The 18,866-nt window shown below is 63.3% G+C and carries 12 protein-coding genes; 8 read left to right on the top strand and 4 right to left on the bottom strand.

What is annotated here, in order from left to right; all coding sequences use genetic code 11:
* Positions 1 to 43: 43 nt before the first annotated feature.
* The 3 genes from HU729_RS05790 to HU729_RS05800 form a co-directional block, all read right to left on the bottom strand.
* Complete coding sequence (locus tag HU729_RS05790; protein ID WP_186708918.1) at positions 44 to 1,399, bottom strand: MFS transporter; 1,356 nt, start codon at positions 1,397 to 1,399, stop codon at positions 44 to 46.
* Positions 1,400 to 1,501: 102 nt separating this feature from the next.
* The gene (kdgD, locus tag HU729_RS05795) at positions 1,502 to 2,413 is read right to left on the bottom strand and encodes a 5-dehydro-4-deoxyglucarate dehydratase (RefSeq protein WP_186664298.1); all 912 of its coding nucleotides are present in this window, start codon (positions 2,411 to 2,413) and stop codon (positions 1,502 to 1,504) included.
* Between the two features lie 403 nt (positions 2,414 to 2,816).
* Positions 2,817 to 3,629 (bottom strand): type 1 glutamine amidotransferase, encoded by an 813-nt coding sequence (locus HU729_RS05800; protein WP_186664299.1) that lies wholly within the window; start codon positions 3,627 to 3,629, stop codon positions 2,817 to 2,819.
* 414 nt (positions 3,630 to 4,043) lie between these two features.
* On the opposite strand from HU729_RS05800, the gene HU729_RS05805 reads away from it, so the two are divergent.
* On the top strand, positions 4,044 to 5,069 hold the full coding sequence (locus tag HU729_RS05805) for an Ldh family oxidoreductase (RefSeq protein WP_186708921.1): 1,026 nt from the start codon (positions 4,044 to 4,046) through the stop codon (positions 5,067 to 5,069).
* A gap of 271 nt (positions 5,070 to 5,340) precedes the next feature.
* Here the strand turns inward: HU729_RS05805 and HU729_RS05810 are convergent, their stop codons facing one another.
* Positions 5,341 to 5,853, bottom strand: coding sequence for a hypothetical protein (locus HU729_RS05810; protein WP_186708923.1), 513 nt, complete (start codon positions 5,851 to 5,853; stop codon positions 5,341 to 5,343).
* Between the two features lie 300 nt (positions 5,854 to 6,153).
* Between HU729_RS05810 and HU729_RS05815 the strand changes: the two genes are divergently transcribed.
* The 7 genes from HU729_RS05815 to HU729_RS05845 all read left to right on the top strand — a co-directional run bounded on the left by HU729_RS05815 (position 6,154) and on the right by HU729_RS05845 (position 18,714).
* A complete protein-coding gene (locus HU729_RS05815; RefSeq protein WP_186664305.1) occupies positions 6,154 to 7,353 on the top strand; it encodes an amino acid aminotransferase in 1,200 nt (399 codons plus the stop codon).
* Positions 7,354 to 7,633: 280 nt separating this feature from the next.
* Positions 7,634 to 8,914: a serine/threonine transporter gene (locus tag HU729_RS05820; protein ID WP_186664307.1), complete on the top strand. Its 1,281-nt coding sequence runs from the start codon at positions 7,634 to 7,636 to the stop codon at positions 8,912 to 8,914.
* Between the two features lie 123 nt (positions 8,915 to 9,037).
* Positions 9,038 to 9,538, top strand: a complete 501-nt coding sequence (gene tpx / locus HU729_RS05825; RefSeq protein ID WP_186664309.1) for a thiol peroxidase — start codon at positions 9,038 to 9,040, stop codon at positions 9,536 to 9,538.
* A 212-nt stretch (positions 9,539 to 9,750) separates the two neighbouring features.
* Entirely contained in the window at positions 9,751 to 11,022 is a 1,272-nt protein-coding gene (locus tag HU729_RS05830) for an MdtA/MuxA family multidrug efflux RND transporter periplasmic adaptor subunit (protein ID WP_186708925.1), read from the top strand.
* A complete protein-coding gene (locus HU729_RS05835) occupies positions 11,019 to 14,117 on the top strand; it encodes an MdtB/MuxB family multidrug efflux RND transporter permease subunit (protein ID WP_186664312.1) in 3,099 nt (1,032 codons plus the stop codon). The genes HU729_RS05830 and HU729_RS05835 overlap by 4 nt, the downstream gene beginning before the upstream one ends.
* Positions 14,114 to 17,224, top strand: coding sequence for an efflux RND transporter permease subunit (locus HU729_RS05840; protein ID WP_186708926.1), 3,111 nt, complete (start codon positions 14,114 to 14,116; stop codon positions 17,222 to 17,224). The genes HU729_RS05835 and HU729_RS05840 overlap by 4 nt, the downstream gene beginning before the upstream one ends.
* On the top strand, positions 17,221 to 18,714 hold the full coding sequence (locus HU729_RS05845) for an efflux transporter outer membrane subunit (RefSeq protein ID WP_186708928.1): 1,494 nt from the start codon (positions 17,221 to 17,223) through the stop codon (positions 18,712 to 18,714). Before HU729_RS05840 ends, HU729_RS05845 begins: the two co-directional genes overlap by 4 nt.
* Positions 18,715 to 18,866: the final 152 nt, after the last annotated feature.

Genomic DNA, 18,866 nt, shown 5'->3' on the forward strand with positions numbered 1-18,866 from the left:
TACGGCCACCGACGCCCATCCCGGGGCGCCGGCGTACTTCAGGTTACTGGCGCGAGCCGGCCAGTTCGGCGTTGGGCGCCGCTTGCGGTGTGGCTTCGTCCTTGAGCTCGATGCGCTTGATCGGGCCGACGATCACCAGGTAGCTGAATACCGCTACCAGCGCATTGGCACCCACGTACACCAGTGCCCATTTGAACGAGCCGGTGGCACTGATGATGTAGCCGATGACGATCGGCGTGGTGATCGAAGCGATGTTGCCGAAGGTATTGAACAGGCCGCCCGAGAGCCCTGCGATCTGTTTGGGCGAGGTGTCGGCGACCACTGCCCAGCCCAGGGCGCCGATGCCTTTGCCAAAGAAGGCCAGGGTCATGAAGCCGACCACCATCCATTCGGCGTCCACGTAGTTGCAGAACACCATGGTGGTGGATAGCAACAGGCCACAGACGATGGGCAGCTTGCGCGAGAAGGTCAGCGAGTTGCCGCGGCGCAGCAGCCAGTCCGACAGCACACCGCCCAGCACCCCACCTATGAAGCCGCAGATGGCCGGCAAGGAGGCGATGAAGCCGGCCTTGAGGATGGTCATGCCGCGCTCCTGCACCAGGTACACCGGGAACCAGGTCAGGAAGAAGTAGGTGATGGCGTTGATGCAGTACTGGCCCAGGTAAACGCCCAGCAGCATGCGGCTGGTCAGCAGTTGCTTGATGTAGCCCCATTTCGGGCCGTCGTTGCCGCGTTTCTGGTCCATGTCCACCAGGCCGCCGTTCTGCTCGATGTGCTCGAGTTCGGCCGGGTTGATGCGCGGATGCTGGCGAGGGTTGTAGATGGTCTTCATCCATACCATCGAGAACAGGATGCCCAGGCCACCCATGACCACGAACACGTGTTCCCAGCCGAAGCTGAACACGATCCAACCCATCAGCGGTGCGAACAGCGCGGTGGCGAAGTACTGCGCCGAGTTGAAGATCGCCGAGGCCGTGCCGCGTTCGGCGGTGGGGAACCAGGCCGCAACGATGCGGGCGTTGCCCGGGAACGACGGGGCTTCGGCGAACCCGACCAGAAAGCGCAGGGTGAACAGGGTGACGACTGCCCAGGCCACCGGCAGGCCGCCGACGAAACCTTGCAGCAGGGTGAACAGCGACCAGGTGAAGATGCTGAATGCGTAGACGTTCTTCGAACCGAAGCGGTCCAGCAACCAGCCGCCGGGAATCTGCCCGGCCACGTAGGCCCAGCCGAAGGCGGAGAAGATATAACCGAGGGTGACCGCGTCGATGCCCAGATCCTTCTGCAGGCTTGAACCGGCGATAGCGATGGTGGCGCGGTCGGCGTAGTTGATCGTGGTCACCAGGAACAGCATGAACAGGATCAGGTAGCGTACATGCGTCTTTTTCGTCGCTTGCATGCTGGTGTTCTCCCACTATTTATTGTTGTGCGGGGCATTCGGATTGTGGGCCGGAGCGCGGCTGGCGCTCCGGCAGCGGCATTGGCAGGCCGCGGGGGTCGCTTATTGCGGGCCCATTTTGTCCATCAGGGCGGCGAGCATTTCGTACTCTTCGCCGGTCAGGTCGGTCAGCGGGGTGCGTACCGGGCCTGCGTCGTAGCCCGCCAGTTTGGCGCCGGCCTTGACGATGCTCACCGCGTAACCGGCCTTGCGGTTGCGGATGTCCAGGTACGGCAGGAAGAAGTCATCGATCAACTTGCCGACCGTGGCGTGGTCGTCGCGGGCGATGGCGTTGTAGAAGTCCATTGCGGTCTTGGGTACGAAGTTGAACACGGCCGAGGAGTAGACCGGCACGCCCAGCGCCTTGTAAGCCGCAGCATACACCTCGGCGGTCGGCAGGCCACCCAGGTAGCTGAAGCGATCGCCCAGGCGGCGACGAATCGACACCATCAGCTCGATATCACCCAGGCCATCCTTGTAGCCGATCAGGTTCGGGCAGCGCTCAGCCAGTTTTTCGAGCTGTGCAGCGTTCAGGCGGCAGACGTTGCGGTTGTACACCACCACACCGATCTTCACCGACTTGCACACGGCTTCCACGTGGGCGGCTACGCCGTCCTGGCTGGCTTCGGTGAGGTAGTGCGGCAGCAGCAGCAAGCCCTTGGCACCCAGGCGCTCGGCTTCCTGGGCGTACTCGATGGCCTGGCGGGTGGCACCGCCTACACCAGCCAGGATCGGTACGGAGGTGGCGCAGGTGTCAACGGCAGTCTTGATCACCTGGCTGTATTCGCTGGCAGCGAGGGAGAAGAACTCACCGGTGCCTCCGGCGGCGAACAGCGCGCTGGCGCCGTAGGGGGCCAGCCATTCCAGACGCTTGATGTAGCCGGCGGGATTGAAGTCGCCCTGGGCGTTGAAGTCGGTGACGGGGAACGACAACAGGCCGTGGGAGAGGATGGATTTCAGTTCTTGTGGATTCATTGTTGTAGGCATCCTGGGGGCGCTTGGGTAAGAAGGTGTACCAAGGTGAGAGGTAAGTTATCGTACAACTTACACGATGACTAGCCCTGCCTGAGAAAATTTTTGAAGCGACGCCTATCCGTAGGGCCCTGTCGCGGTGTGCGTCAGCTCCCGGTGGATCAGCCATAGCTGTGATTTTGTAGGAGCGGCCTCGTCCGCGATAGAGCCGCAACCACCAGCCGAAACGGCTGATCGTGCACTACGGCCGATCAGTCATCGTATGTCTTGAGGAAAAAAAAGATCGCGGAGACAGGCACAAGCCCGCCGCCCGCTTCCACGGGAAGTGTTCTGGGACCAGCAGAGGGTGACCGGGGAAGCAGGGGCGACCTTGCGCCGCCCCGCGATCAAAGCTAACGAAGAGGGGTCAGGCCGCCTGGTGGCGCTTGCTGGCCTGGGACTTGCGGACCTGGGCGCGGCAGGCGTCGCCGAAGGCTTGGAACATCTTGATCGAATCAGGGTTCTTCGCCGCTTGCCACTCGGGGTGCCACTGCACCGCGAACAGGAAGGGCGAAATGCTCGGTGCATGAATTGCCTCGACCAGGCCGTCTTCGGCGTGGGCGATCGGCTCGATGCCTTCACCCAGGTTGCGCAGGCCCTGACCGTGCAGCGAGTTCACGCGGATCTCGTCGGTGCCCAGGGTGTCGCGCAGCCAGCTACCGGGCTTGATCTTCACGCCGTGGGAGGCGGCGTATTGCACATCGACCGGGTCTTCAGGGTTTTCGCGGTGGTCGTTGAAGCCAGGTTCGGCGTAGACCTTCTGGTAGATGTCACCACCCAGGGCCACGTTGATTTCCTGCATGCCACGGCAGATGCCGAAGATCGGCAGGCCGCGGGCGATGGCCAGTTGTACCAGGGGGATGTCGAACAGGTCGCGATCCTTGTCCTGGGCCTTGCCGGGGGTTTCGTTCTCCTGGCCATAGAGGGCCGGATCGATATTGCTGCCGGCGCCGGTCAGGTAGACGCCGTCGGCCATGTCCAGGTACGCCTCGAGGGCGTCGGTGCCGCAGCAGGTAGGGACCAGAACCGGTACGCAGTCGGCGAAATCGACCAGGGGAGTGATGTATTTATGGGTCATGACCTGATAGTCGTGACCTTTGCGCTCTTGGGTACCCATGGTCATCAGGACGACGGGTTTGCGCAGGGCGGGTTGCTTGTTGCCAATGTTGCTGTTGGACATATGTCACCTTGGGACAGGTTTTACCTGTCGTTGTTGTGCAGGTCCGCGGCCTTGGGCCCTTGATGCGTGACCTGTGGTCCCGAGCACTGCCGGCGCGGCCTGAAGGCTGCGGACCGGTCGGGACATGCTTCATAGCTTGCCAGAGCCGTTTAATATGTCAAACGACTGGCGGGTCGGTTTCAGGGGGCGATCTGCCTGTTTTTGGGGGCTTCGCCTGCTGGAAGCCCGAGCCGACAAGGCTTTGGCAGGGCAGTCGGTCAATAATATTTAACGACGCAGTTGGGTCATTGCAGCGCTGCAATAAACCTGGCGTTTGCGCGCTTGCCGGATTTGACAGCACACCCTTGCCGAGGGAAGAGTGGCAGGCATTGCCCTGGGCTATCGCCATTCCAAATCCAATAAAGGGAGTTTCAGATGTCTGCACCATCCACCGATACCGTCGTACGTGTGCCTCTTGCGCAGTTGCAGGAGCGGTTGCAGCAGATCTTCCAGCGTCATGGATGCAGCGAGTCAGTGGCCGCAGTGCTGGCCGCCAACTGCGCCAGCGCCCAGCGCGATGGTGCTCACAGCCATGGTGTGTTCCGCATGCCGGGTTATGTCTCGACGCTGACCAGCGGCTGGGTCGATGGCGCTGCGGTGCCCGAGGTCACGGATGTCGCCCCGGCCTTCGTGCGGGTCGATGCCAGGGGCGGTTTCGCCCAGCCAGCCCTGGCGGCGGCACGCACGTTGTTGGTAGAGAAGGTGCGGCAGGCGGGTATTGCCGTGCTGGCTATTCATAACTCCCACCATTTCGCGGCGCTCTGGCCGGATGTGGAACCCTTTGCCGAAGAGGGCCTGGTTGCATTGAGCGTGGTTAACAGCATGACCTGCGTGGTGCCCCATGGCGCCTGCAAACCGTTGTTCGGCACCAACCCCATCGCGTTCGCCGCACCTTGTCAGGGACTCGCCCCGATCGTCTTCGACATGGCCACCAGTGCCATGGCCCATGGTGATGTACAGATCGCCGCGCGCGAGGGTGAGCAGTTGCCGCCCGGTGTTGGCGTCGATGCCGAGGGTAAACCGACCACCGATCCCAAGGCCATCCTCGAAGGCGGCGCCTTGCTGCCGTTCGGTGGGCACAAGGGCTCTGCGCTGTCGATGATGGTCGAGCTGCTCGCGGCGGCGCTGACGGGCGGGCATTTTTCCTGGGAGTTCGACTGGTCGCAGCATCCAGGCGCCAAGACACCCTGGACCGGACAGCTGATCATCGTCATCGACCCGAGCAAGGCTGAAGGTGGACGCTTTGCCGAGCGCAGCCAGGCGTTGGTGAAGCGGATGCAGGCGGCAGGGTTGTCGCGCCTGCCCGGGGAGCGGCGGTTCGAGGAGCGGGCGGTTTCGGAGCGGGAAGGGGTGGCGGTTAGGGAGGCCGAGTGGGATAGGCTTGAGGCGCTCTCCAGCTGAGTGGCCACAAACTGCGGGGCCTGCAGGCCCCCTTCAGGGCTCTCTGTCGAACCAGTGGCTGCGCTCGAACAGTAGAGGAAAGCCTGCAAGTATGAGAAAGATGCTCCATTCTCCGCCGTCCCAATAGAGCACTTCACGACTGCCTATATGAGTGCAGGCCGCAATGCCTGTCGCCAGGAAAAATAAATACAGGAATCTGCGTAGCGCAACGGGCTTGCATAGCCAGTCGAGTAACAGGCTGGTGACGACAATGCACGCTATCTGGATTATTTCAGACATCTCGTTCTCGAAGAATCATCATGACGGTAGTGTGCTGTGGGCCAATGCCACCCTCGACCCATGCTTCCAAGGCGACAATTACATCACCGGCATGAAAGGTCGCTATCTTTCCTTTGATCAGCCAACTTGCAGCAGCCCCGGCAGCCGTGCCGACAGCTGCGCCCGCTAAAGTGCCTGCTCCACTGGCGACCACGGTTCCTGCGGCTTTACCTACTGCTGTTCCGATCAACGTAAACAATGTAATGCGCTGTTCATTGAGCAAGTCGGCTTGCTGGCGTGCAAGTGCCCGAGAAACCACCACTCTCATACGGCAAGGTTGTTTCCCGGGAAGCATCCGTTCATAGAGCTCCTGTGCTTTCTCAAGTATCTGATGACGCGATTTGTGTGCGTAAGGTAAGGAAAGTGTTCGGATGTCACAGCATTCGCCTGGTTGGATAGTGAATTCACTGACGTCGAATGCAATTCCGTAATGACCGATATAGTGATAAGTCTTTTCGGTTCGCATGCGCGCTCCTCAGCTGATGGGCTGGTCCGACGAGCTGCGAACGATGCCTGGATGGGGATACAGCAATCTGCCGGTTGGATCCGGCTTTTCTGTGGGAATCTCCTGCAATCTTGCTCAGTACCTGAAAAACGGCTCGCACCTAAGGGAATCGCGCAGCAAATATCAGCAGATGTGCACTATCGGCAATGCTATGCAAACCTGCATTCACACCTTGCACATTCAGTGATGTTCCTTGCGCGTCACTGCAGGTATGCTCGGGGAAGCCTTTCCGAACTGTCCTGATCCAAGGAGCTGCAAGCTGTGTTCAAACATGTCGATGCCTATGCCGGCGACCCGATTCTCTCGTTGATGGAAGCCTTCAAGGTCGATCCCCGCGCCGACAAGGTCAACCTGAGTATCGGTCTGTACTACGACGAAGCTGGCGTGGTGCCGCAGCTGCCGTCGGTGGGCAAGGTCGAAGAGCGTCTGGCCGGCCAGCCGCATGAGGCTTCGCTTTACCTGCCCATGGAAGGCCTGGCCAGCTACCGCCAGGCGATCCAGGCGCTGCTGTTCGGTGCCGACCATCCGGCAGTGACCGGCGGACGTGTCGCCACCGTGCAGACTGTGGGCGGCTCGGGTGCACTGAAAGTCGGTGCCGACTTCCTCAAGCGCTACTTCCCGCAGTCCGAGGTGTGGGTCAGCAATCCGACCTGGGACAACCATCGCGCGATCTTCGAAGGCGCGGGCTTCAAGGTGCACACCTACCCGTACTTCGACCAGGCCACCCGCGGCCTGGACTTCGACGGCATGCTGGCGAGCCTGCAGACCCTGGCCAAGCACAGCATCGTCCTGCTGCACCCGTGCTGCCACAACCCTACCGGCGTCGACCTGAGCCAGAGCCAGTGGCAGCAAGTGGTTGAGGTGGTCAAGGCTCGCGAGCTGATTCCGTTCCTCGACATCGCCTATCAGGGCTTCGGCGAAGGTCTGGCCGAAGACGCCTACGCTATCCGTGAAATGGCCCGTGCCGGTGTGCCGTGCCTGGTCAGCAACTCGTTCTCCAAGATCTTCTCGCTGTATGGCGAGCGGGTAGGGGGCCTGTCGGTGGTCAGCGATGATGCCCAGAGCGCCCAGAGCGTGCTGGGTCAGCTCAAGGCCACGGTGCGCCGCAACTACTCCAGCCCACCCAGCCATGGTGCGCTGCTGGTCGCCGGCGTGCTCGGCGATGCCGGCCTGAACGCCCAGTGGCAGGCGGAAGTCGAGACCATGCGCAAGCGTATCCTCGACATGCGCCAGGGGCTGGTCGATGCACTGGCCAAGCAGTTGCCAGGCCAGGACTTCCAGTTCTTCCTGCGCCAGCGTGGCATGTTCAGCTACACCGGCTTCAGTGCCGAGCAGGCGCGCCGCCTGCGTGACGAATTCGGTGTCTACATCATCGACAGCGGCCGGGTGTGCATGGCTGGCTTGCGTCCGGACAACCTGCAGCGTGTCGCCGAGGCGTTTGCGGCGGTGCAGCAGGGCTGATCCGCCGGGCCAGGCATGCCTGGCCTGTGGGAGCGGGCTTGCCCGCGAAACAAAGAGGTGAGATTACCGACGCCTTCGCGGGCAAGTCGCAGCGGCGAACCGCCGCTCCCACAACGATTCGCTTCCTCTTCTCAAAACAGGTGCCGTCCCTCGGACGGGGCTTCGCAACAGCACCTATTCAGTGCACAATCGCGCCCCTCTTTTTCGGTTGAGGTGGCGTGAGGCTTCTATTTCGCCACTCTCAGCCTGTTGCAGTCTTGCGAGTGGAGTTGCACCCGGAATGAATGAGCAGGCCCAAAGCGTCGAACAACGCTTCGAATCGACCCAACAAGCCACCCTCGGTAGCTGGTCGCGTCAAGACACCACCTGGATGCTGGGCCTGTTCGGCACGGCCATCGGCGCAGGCACGCTGTTCCTGCCGATCAACGCCGGCCTCGGCGGCTTCTGGCCGCTGCTGATCCTGGCCGTGCTGGCCTTCCCCATGACCTACTACGCACACCGTGCGCTGACCCGTTTCGTGCTGTCCGGCAGCAAGGGCGGCGATATCACCGAGGTGGTCGAGGAGCATTTCGGCATCACCGCCGGTGCGCTGATCACCGTGCTGTACTTCTTCGCCATCTTCCCGATCCTGCTGATCTACAGCGTGGCGCTGACCAACACGGTCGCAAGCTTCATGGAGCACCAGTTGCACATGACGCCACCACCCCGCGCGATCCTCTCGTTCGTGCTGATCCTCGGCCTGCTGGCCATTGTGCGCTGCGGTGAGCAGGCCACGGTCAAGGTCATGAGCCTGCTGGTGTATCCCTTTATCGTCGCCCTGGCGCTGCTGGCCCTGTACCTGGTGCCGCACTGGAATGGTGGCATTCTCGATACTGCTGGCCAGTTGCCGTCTGGTTCGGCCTTCCTCCACACCCTGTGGCTGGCGATCCCGGTAATGGTGTTCTCGTTCAACCACTCGCCGATCATTTCGGCCTTCGCGGTCGATCAGAAGCGCCGTTATGGCGAGCATGCCGACGCGCGCAGTGGGCAGATCCTGGCCCGTGCCCATCTGCTGATGGTGGTGATGGTGCTGTTCTTCGTGTTCAGCTGCGTGCTGACCCTGAGCAGCGCGCAACTGGCCGAGGCCAAGGCGCAGAACCTGTCGATCCTGTCGTACCTGGCCAACCACTTCAGCAATCCGGCCATCGCCTTCGCCGCGCCGCTGATCGCCTTCGTCGCCATCGCCAAGTCGTTCCTGGGCCACTACATCGGTGCCAGCGAAGGCCTCAAGGGGATCATCGTCAAGACCGGCTTGCGCCCGGGGGCCAAGGCCCTGGATCGTGTGGTCGCGGCGCTGATGCTGGTGGTGTGCTGGATCGTCGCCACGCTCAATCCGAGCATTCTGGGCATGATCGAGTCGCTGGGCGGCCCGATCCTCGCGGTGCTGCTGTTCCTGATGCCGATGTACGCCATCCGTCGTGTGCCGTCGATGCGCAAGTACAGCGGTGCGATGTCCAACCTCTTCGTCGTGGCGATCGGCCTGGTGGCCCTGAGTTCGGTGGTCTACGGCCTGCTGAACTGAGGCCGTCGCACAGAGCAGGCGGGCGCGCGGCAATCCGCGCCTGCCTGTTGCTCGAAGCTTGCAGCCCGACGCTAAAAGCGATTAACTCGGAATCCTTTTCAAACCCCTATAAGGATTTCTGCCATGGCTCAAGTGACTCTCAAAGGCAACCCGGTTCAGGTCAAGGGCGAGTTGCCCAAGGTCGGTGCCCAGGCGCCTGCCTTTTCCCTGGTCGGCGAAGGCCTGGCCGACAAGTCGCTGAAGGACTATGCCGGCAAACGCAAGGTGCTGAACATCTTCCCGAGCGTCGACACTCCGACCTGCGCTACCTCGGTGCGCAAGTTCAATGCCCAGGCCAATGACCTGGCCAACACTGTGGTGCTGTGCATCTCCGCCGACCTGCCGTTCGCCCAGGCGCGCTTCTGCGGCGCCGAAGGCCTGGAGAATGTAAAGAACCTGTCGACCCTGCGTGGTCGTGAGTTCATCGAGAACTACGGCGTTGCCATCGCCGACGGCCCGCTGGCCGGCCTGACTGCCCGCGCCGTTGTGGTACTGGACGAGAACGACAAGGTGCTGCACGCCGAACTGGTCGGGGAAATCGCCGACGAGCCGAACTACGACGCCGCTCTGGCTGTTCTGAAGTAAACGCGGGCAGAGGGCTGCAGTGCGGCCCCAGCGGTTTACACACTGTTACGCCGGCCCGGAAGCCATTCCGGGCCGTTTTCATTTAAAGTTCATCGTTTTAGCAACGTCAGCCAATGGTAAATGCCTGGTAAAGGCCCTTTGCTAAAGCGATGCCAGTGCTTATCGTTCAATCTCCCCCGGTCGCCACTCTCTGAACAAGGTTCGTTCAACCCATGCAAGCTTCTGCCTCCCGTTCTCCCCGTCGCTGGCTGTTCGGCCTGCTGATCCTGCTGCTGGTGGCCTTGCTGGCCTGGTGGCTGTGGCCTGCCGCTGCCCCGACGCACAAGGAGCAGGGCGTGCGCATGGGCAAAGGCGGGCGCCCAGGCTTCGGGGCCTCCAGCGACCCGGTGCCGGTGCGCGTCGAACCTGTGCGGGTCGGCGACTTCACGCTCTACTACAAGGCACTGGGTACGGTCACGGCGGCTAATACGGTCAATGTTCGCAGCCGGGTGGCGGGTGAGCTGGTCAAGATCCACTTCAAGGAAGGGCAGCAGGTCAAGGCTGGCGACCTGCTGGCCGAGATCGACCCGCGCTCGTACCGGATTGCCCTGCAGCAGGCAGAGGGCACCCTGGCGCAGAACCAGGCGCAGCTGAAGAACGCCCAGGTCGATCTGGCCCGCTATAAAGGCCTGTACGCCGAAGACAGCATCGCCAAGCAGACACTGGACACCGCCGAAGCCCAGGTCGGGCAGTTCCAGGGGCTGGTCAAGACCAACCAGGCTGCGGTGAACGACGCACGCCTGAACCTGGAGTTCACCCAGATTCGTGCCCCCATCAGCGGTCGCCTGGGCCTGCGCCAGCTCGATCTGGGCAACCTGGTGGCGGCCAACGACACCACCGCGCTGGTGGTGATCACCCAGACCGAACCGATCAACGTCGCCTTCACCCTCCCGGAAACCGAACTGGCCACCGTGCTCGAGCGCTACCGCAGTGGCGCGCGCCTGCCGGTCGAGGCCTGGGACCGCGGTGACCGCAAGCTGCAGTCCACCGGTGTGCTGGGCAGTTTCGACAACCAGATCGACACCACCACTGGCACCCTGAAGTTCAAGGGTTTCTTCGAGAACAAGGACCTCGCCCTGTTCCCCAACCAGTTCGTCAACGTGCGCCTGCTGGCCGATACCCTCAAGCAGGTGGTGCTGGCCCCGGCGGCGGCGATCCAGTTCGGCAACGACGGCACCTTCGCCTATGTGGTCAACGCCGAGAACAAGGTCAATGTCCGCAAGCTCAAGGTTGGTGCCAGCGACGGCGAGAACAGCGTGATCCTGGAGGGCCTGAAGGCCGGCGAGCGCCTGGTGCTCGAAGGCACCGACCGCCTGCGCGAGGGCACCCAGGTCGAGGTGGTCGAGGACAGCTCGCAAGTGCCGACCACTCCTGGCCAGCACCTGCAAGGCCAGGAAGCCAAGGGCTCGGCCCAGACCGGTGAGTCGAGCAAGGCGGGCGCATGAACATCTCGCGGCTGTTCATCCTGCGCCCGGTCGCCACCACGCTGAGCATGCTGGCCATCGTCCTGGCCGGCCTGATCGCCTACAAGATGCTGCCGGTGGCAGCCTTGCCCCAGGTCGATTACCCGACCATCCGTGTCATGACCCTCTACCCGGGCGCCAGCCCCCAGGTGATGACCAGCGCGGTCACTGCGCCGCTGGAACGCCAGTTCGGCCAGATGCCGGGCCTTAGCCAGATGGCCTCGACCAGTTCGGGCGGCGCCTCGGTGCTGACCCTGCGCTTCAACCTGGACATGAACATGGACGTTGCCGAGCAGCAGGTCCAGGCTGCGATCAACGCCGCCAGCAACCTGCTGCCCAGCGACCTGCCGGCCCCGCCGGTGTACAACAAGGTCAACCCGGCCGATACCCCGGTGCTGACCCTGGCCATCAGTTCCGGCACCATGCCGCTGCCCAAGCTCAACGACCTGGTCGACACCCGTGTAGCGCAGAAAATCGCCCAGATCAGCGGCGTCGGCATGGTCAGCATCGCCGGCGGCCAGCGCCAGGCGGTGCGGATCAAGGTCAACGTCGATGCCCTGGCCGCCAACGGCCTGAACCTGGACGATGTGCGCACCTTGATCGGCGCCTCCAACGTCAACCAGCCCAAGGGCAACTTCGATGGCCCGACCCGGGTGTCGATGCTCGATGCCAACGACCAGCTGCGTTCGCCCGACGAATACGCCAACCTCATCCTCAAGTACAACAACGGCGCACCGCTGCGCCTGAAGGACGTCGCCGAGATCGTCGACGGTGCCGAGAACGAGCGCCTGGCGGCCTGGGCCAATGAAAACCACGCGGTGCTGCTGAACATCCAGCGCCAGCCCGGGGCCAATGTCATCGAAGTGGTCGACCGCATCAAGGAGATGCTGCCGTCGATCACCGACAACCTGCCGGCCGGCCTCGACGTCAGCGTGCTCACCGACCGAACCCAGACCATCCGCGCCGCGGTGCGCGATGTGCAGCACGAGCTGCTGTTCGCCATCGCCTTGGTGGTGATGGTCACCTTCGTCTTCCTGCGGCGGGTCAGCGCCACGATCATTCCGTCGATCGCCGTACCGCTGTCGCTGATCGGCACCTTCGGTGTGATGTACCTGGCCGGCTTTTCGATCAACAACCTGACCTTGATGGCCCTGACCATCGCCACGGGTTTCGTGGTGGACGATGCCATCGTCATGCTGGAGAACATCTCCCGGCACATCGAAGAAGGCGAAACGCCGATGCAGGCAGCGCTCAAAGGCGCCCGGCAGATCGGATTCACCCTGATTTCGCTGACCTTCTCGCTGATCGCGGTGCTGATTCCGCTGCTGTTCATGGCCGATGTCGTCGGCCGGCTGTTCCGCGAGTTCGCCATCACCCTGGCGGTGGCGATCCTGATCTCGCTGGTGGTATCGCTCACGCTCACGCCGATGATGTGCGCGCGTTTGCTCAAGCGCGAACCCAAGGAAGAAGAGCAGAGCCGCTTCTACCGCGCCAGTGGTGCCTGGATCGACTGGCTGATCGAACGCTACAGCCACGCCCTGACGTGGGTGCTCAAGCACCAGCCGCTGACCTTGCTGGTGGCGGTGGGCTCGCTGGCGCTGACGGTGTTCCTCTACATCATCGTGCCCAAGGGCTTCTTCCCGGTGCAGGACACCGGGGTGATCCAGGGCATTTCCGAAGCCCCCCAGTCCATCTCGTTCAGCGCCATGAGCGAGCGCCAGCAGGCACTGAGCAAGGTGATCCTGCAGGATCCGGCGGTACAGAGCCTGTCTTCGTACATTGGTGTGGACGGGGACAACGCCACGCTCAACAGCGGGCGCCTGCTGATCAACCTCAAGCCCCATGCCGAGCGCGATGTCACGGCCAGCCAGGTGATCAGCCGCCTGCAGCCGCAGCTCGACCGGCTGGTGGGTATTCGCCTGTTCATGCAGCCGGTACAGGACCTGAGCATCGAGGACCGGGTCAGCCGCACCCAGTACCAGTTCAGCCTGTCCTCGCCTGACCCGGACATGCTCGCCGAGTGGAGCGGCAAGCTGGTCCATGCCCTGCAACAGCGCCCTGAGCTCACCGACGTTGCCAGCGACCTGCAGGACAAAGGCCTGCAGGTGTATCTGGTGATCGACCGCGACATGGCCAGCCGCCTGGGCATCACCGTCGCGCAGATCACCAACGCCTTGTACGACGCCTTCGGGCAGCGGCAGATCTCGACCATCTACACCCAGGCCAGCCAGTACCGCGTGGTGCTGCAGTCGCAGGCTGCGGCCAGCATTGGCCCGCAGGCGCTGGAGTCGATTCACGTCAAGGCCACCGATGGCGGCCAGGTTCGCCTCTCGGCGCTGGCGCGCATCGAACAGCGCCAGGCGCAGTTGGCCATTTCGCACATCGGCCAGTTCCCCGCCGTGATGATGTCCTTCAACCTCGGGTCGGGCGTGTCGTTGGGCGAAGCGGTGCAGGTGATCGAGCAGGTGCAGCAGGACATCGGCATGCCGCTGGGCGTGCAGACCCGCTTCCAGGGCGCCGCCGAAGCCTTCCAGGCCTCGCTGTCGAGCACCTTGCTGTTGATCCTCGCCGCCGTGGTGACCATGTACATCGTGCTCGGCGTGCTCTACGAGAGCTATATCCACCCGGTGACCATCCTCTCGACCCTGCCGTCGGCGGCCGTGGGTGCCTTGCTGGCGCTGCTGCTCAGTGGCAACGACCTTGGGATGATCGCCATCATCGGTATCATCCTGTTGATCGGTATCGTCAAGAAGAACGCGATCATGATGATTGACTTCGCCCTGGAGGCGGAGCGTCACCAGGGCATGAGCCCGCGCGAGGCGATCTACCAGGCCGCGCTGCTGCGCTTCCGGCCGATCCTGATGACCACCCTGGCGGCGCTGTTCGGCGCCTTGCCGTTGATGCTCGCCACCGGCTCCGGCGCCGAACTGCGCCAACCGCTGGGCCTGGTGATGGTCGGCGGGCTGCTGGTCAGCCAGGTGCTGACGCTGTTCACCACGCCTGTCATCTACCTCTACTTCGACCGCCTGGCGCGCCGCTGGCGCCCGGCCGCTGATACCGCGCAGGCCGAGGCATGAACCTGTCCGGACCGTTCATTCGCCGGCCCGTGGCGACCATGCTGCTGAGCCTGGCGATCATGCTGCTCGGTGGCGTCAGTTTCGGCCTGCTGCCGGTCTCGCCGCTGCCGCAGATGGACTTCCCGGTCATCGTGGTGCAGGCCAGCCTGCCAGGCGCAAGCCCGGAGGTGATGGCCTCGACCGTGGCAACGCCGCTGGAGCGCAAGCTGGGCAGCATCGCCGGGGTCAGCACCCTGACCAGCAGCTCAAGCCAAGGCTCGACACGGGTGATCATCGGCTTCGACCTGGGGCGCGACATCGACGGCGCGGCGCGCGAGGTGCAGGCTGCAATCAACGCCACCCGCAACCTGCTGCCCAGCGGCATGCGCAGCATGCCCACCTACAAGAAGGTCAACCCGTCGCAGGCGCCGATCATGGTGCTGTCGCTGACCTCGGACGTGCTGTCCAAAGGGCAGTTGTACGACCTGGCCGACACCATCCTCTCGCAGAGCCTGTCGCAGGTCAGTGGGGTAGGGGAAGTGCAGATCGGCGGCAGTTCGCTGCCGGCGGTGCGCATCGAGCTTGAGCCCCAGTTGCTCAACCAGTATGGCCTGGCGCTGGACGATGTACGCACCGCCGTGGCCAACGCCAACCAGCGCCGCCCCATGGGTTTCGTCGAGGATGCCGAGCGCAACTGGCAGGTACGCGCCAACGACCAGCTGGAAAAGGCCGATGACTACAAGCCGCTGGTGATCCGCCAGCAGAACGGTGCCATCCTGCGCCTGGCCGATGTGGCCAAGGTCAGCGACGGTGTCGAGAACCGCTACAACAGCGGTTTCTTCAACGACGATGCGGCGGTGCTGCTGGTGGTCAACCGCCAGACCAACGCCAACATCATCCAGACCGTGCAACAGATCAAGGACCAGCTTCCGGCCCTGCAGTCGCTGCTGCCGGCCAGCGTCAAGCTCAACGTCGCCATGGACCGCTCGCCGGTGATCAAGGCCACGCTCAAGGAAGCCGAGCACACGCTTCTGATTGCCGTGGTGCTGGTGATCCTGGTGGTGTACCTGTTCCTGGGTAATCTGCGTGCCTCGTTGATTCCGAGCCTTGCCGTGCCGGTGTCGCTGGTGGGCACCTTTGCGGTCATGTACCTGTGTGGCTTTTCGCTGAACAACCTGTCGCTGATGGCATTGATCCTGGCCACAGGGCTGGTGGTGGACGATGCCATCGTGGTGCTGGAGAACATTTCCCGGCACATCGAGAATGGCGCCAAGCCCATGCGCGCTGCGTTTCTGGGTGCCAAGGAAGTGGGGTTCACCCTGCTGTCGATGAACGTTTCGCTGGTGGCGGTGTTCGTCTCGATCCTGTTCATGGGCGGTATCGTGCGCGGGCTGTTCCAGGAATTTTCGATCACCCTGGCCGCAGCAATCCTGGTGTCGCTGCTGGTGTCGCTGACCCTCACGCCGATGCTCTGCTCGCGCTGGCTCAAACCCCATGCCCCACAACACCAGACGCGTTTGCAGCGCTGGAGCGACCGGGTGCACCAACGCATGGTCGAGGGGTACGACAAGAGCCTGGGCTGGGCCGTGCGTCATCGCCGGCTGACGCTGATCAGCCTGTTGGCGACCATCGTGCTCAACGTCGCCCTGTACGTGATCGTGCCCAAGACCCTGATGCCGCAGCAGGATACCGGTCAGTTGCAGGGCTTCGTGCGGGGCGATGACGGGCTGTCGTTCACCGTGATGCAGCCGAAGATGGAAATCTACCGCCGGGCGCTGCTCAAGGACCCGGCCGTGCAGAGCGTCGCTGGTTTCATTGGCGGTAACAGCGGCACCAACAACGCCTTCGTCCTGGTACGGCTGAAACCGATCGCCGAGCGCAAGGAGAATGCGCAGAAGGTCATCGAGCGTCTGCGCAAGGAGTTGCCGAAGGTGCCGGGCGGGCGCCTGTACCTGATGGCCGACCAGGACCTGCAGCTGGGCGGTGGCGGGCGTGATCAAAGCACCTCGCAATACCTCTACACCCTGCAAAGCGGGGATCTGGCAGCCCTGCGCGAGTGGTTCCCCAAGGTGGCCGCGGCCTTGCGCAAATTGCCCGAGCTGACGGCCATCGACGCCCGCGATGGTGCCGGCACCCAGCAAGTGACCCTGGTGGTCGATCGCGACCAGGCCAAGCGCCTGGGCATTGACATGGACATGGTCACTGCCGTGCTGAACAACGCCTACAGCCAGCGGCAGATTTCGACCATCTACGACAGCCTCAACCAATACCAGGTGGTAATGGAGATCAACCCCAAATACGCCTGGGACCCGAGCACCCTGGAGCAGGTGCAGGTGATCACGGCCGAGGGTGCGCGGGTGCCGCTGTCGACCATCGCCCGTTACGAGAACAGCCTGGCCAATGATCGGGTCAGCCATGAGGGGCAGTTCGCCTCCGAAGACATCTCCTTCGACGTTGCCGAGGGCTACAGCGTCGACCAGGCCCTGGCGGCGCTGGAGCGCGAGGTGGCCAAGCTGGGCCTGCCGGAGTCGGTGATCGCCAAGCTCGGTGGCAGTGCCGACGCCTTCACCAAGACCGCCCAGGGTCAGCCGTTGATGATCCTCGGTGCACTGGTTCTGGTGTACCTGGTGCTGGGCATCCTCTACGAGAGCTACATCCACCCGCTGACCATCCTCTCGACCCTGCCGTCGGCGGGGGTTGGTGCATTGCTCACGCTTTACGTGACCGGCGGGGAGTTCAGCCTGATCTCGTTGCTGGGGCTGTTCCTGCTGATCGGGGTGGTGAAGAAGAACGCCATCCTGATGATCGACCTGGCCCTGCAACTGGAGCGCAATGAAGGCCTGTCGCCGGAAGAGTCGATCCGTCGCGCCTGCCTGCTGCGCCTGCGACCGATCCTGATGACCACCATCGCCGCCATCCTCGGCGCATTGCCGTTGCTGCTCAGCCAGGCCGAAGGCGCGGAAATGCGCCAGCCGCTGGGCCTGACGATCATCGGTGGCCTGGTCTTCAGCCAGATCCTCACCCTTTACACCACGCCCGTGGTCTACCTGTACCTGGACCGCGCGCGCCACCGTTTCAACCGTTGGCGCGGCGTGCGCACCGACGCCGCCCTGGAAACCCCGCTATGAACTTTGCCCAGACCCCGCTGCACCGCGCCCTGCAATTGCTGACCCGTGGCCGTGGATCGCGCCTGCTTGGCGCCGGCCTGTGCGTGGCGATGCTCAGTGCCTGTACCCTGAGCCCCGATTATCACCGCCCTGAGGTCAGCACCCCGACGCAGTTCAAGCAGGCCGAGGGCTGGACCCAGGCCAACCCCTCGGATGCCATCGCCCGCGGTGCCTGGTGGGAGCTGTATGGCGACAAGGGCCTGAACGCCCTGGTCGAGGAACTCAACCGCAGCAACCAGACGGTCGCCCAGTATGAAGCGCAGTACCGTCAGGCCCAGGCCCTGGTACGCAGCAGCCGGGCGTCGCTGTTCCCGTCGCTGAACCTCACCACTAGCAAGAACCGTTCAGCCCAGGGCACTGGCAGTTCCAGCTCGAGCCTGTCGAACAACAGCAGCGGCATTCGCGACACCTACAACGCGCAGTTGGGCGTGAGCTGGGAAATCGACCTCTGGGGCAAACTGCGCGAGACCATGAATGCCAACGAGTCCAGCGCCCAGGCCAGCCTCGCCGACATGGCGGCGATTCGTCTGAGCCAGCAGTCGGAGCTGGTACAGAACTACCTGCAGCTGCGGGTCATCGACGAACAGAAACGCTTGCTCGAAGCCACCGTGGCCGCTTACGAGCGCTCGCTGCGGATGAACGAGAACCAGTACCGCGCCGGCGTCGCCGGCCCGGACGCCGTCGCCCAGGCACGTACCCAGCTCAAGAGCACCCAGGCCGACCTGATCGACCTGGCCTGGCAGCGCGCCCAGTATGAAAATGCCATCGCCGTGCTCATGGGCAAGGCGCCGGCCGAGTTCTCGCTGGCCGCCAGCAACGATATCCCTGCGCTGCCGCCGATCCCGGTGAGCTTGCCGTCGCAGTTGCTGGAGCGTCGTCCGGATATCGCCTCGGCCGAACGCAAGGTCATGGCCGCCAACTCGAGCATCGGCGTCTCGCGCGCGGCCTATTTCCCCGATCTGTCGTTGAGCATGAATGGCGGCTATTCGAGCAGCAGCTTCAACAACTGGATCGAGCTGCCGAATCGCTACTGGTCGGTGGGGCCACAACTGGCATTGACCCTGTTCGACGCTGGCAAGCGTAGCGCCGAGGTGGACCGCACCGTGGCGGTCTACGACCAGACCGTAGCGCAGTATCGCCAGACGGTGCTCGATGGCTTCAAGGAGGTCGAGAACTACCTGGTGCAGTTGAAGGTGTATGCCGACGAAGCGGTGGTACGCCAGGAAGCGCTGGATGCTGCCCGTGAATCGTTGCGCCTGACCGAGAACCAGTACCGTGCCGGATTGATCGGCTATCTGGATGTGGTGAACGTGCAGACCACGGCGCTGAGCAACGAACGCAGTGTGCTGAATCTGCTGCAGGGGCGCCTGGTGGCCAGCGTGCAGTTGATCGCGGCATTGGGCGGCGGCTGGGAAGCGGGGCCGGCGTTCGCAGAGGCTGACAAACAGTAAGGTTGCAGTGCCGGCGTTATCGCGGGGCAAGCCCGCGATAACGCCGGCACCGTGCGTAACCGACCGCTGGATCTTCCACCCTGTAGTCCCCGCAAAATCCCGTGCCTTTCCTCCCTGTTCGCGTAAAATCCTCCGCCTTTTCCGGGCCCTTC

This window comes from Pseudomonas sp. RW10S2 (genome assembly GCF_014268985.1).
GTDB classification, from domain to species: domain Bacteria; phylum Pseudomonadota; class Gammaproteobacteria; order Pseudomonadales; family Pseudomonadaceae; genus Aquipseudomonas; species Aquipseudomonas wayambapalatensis.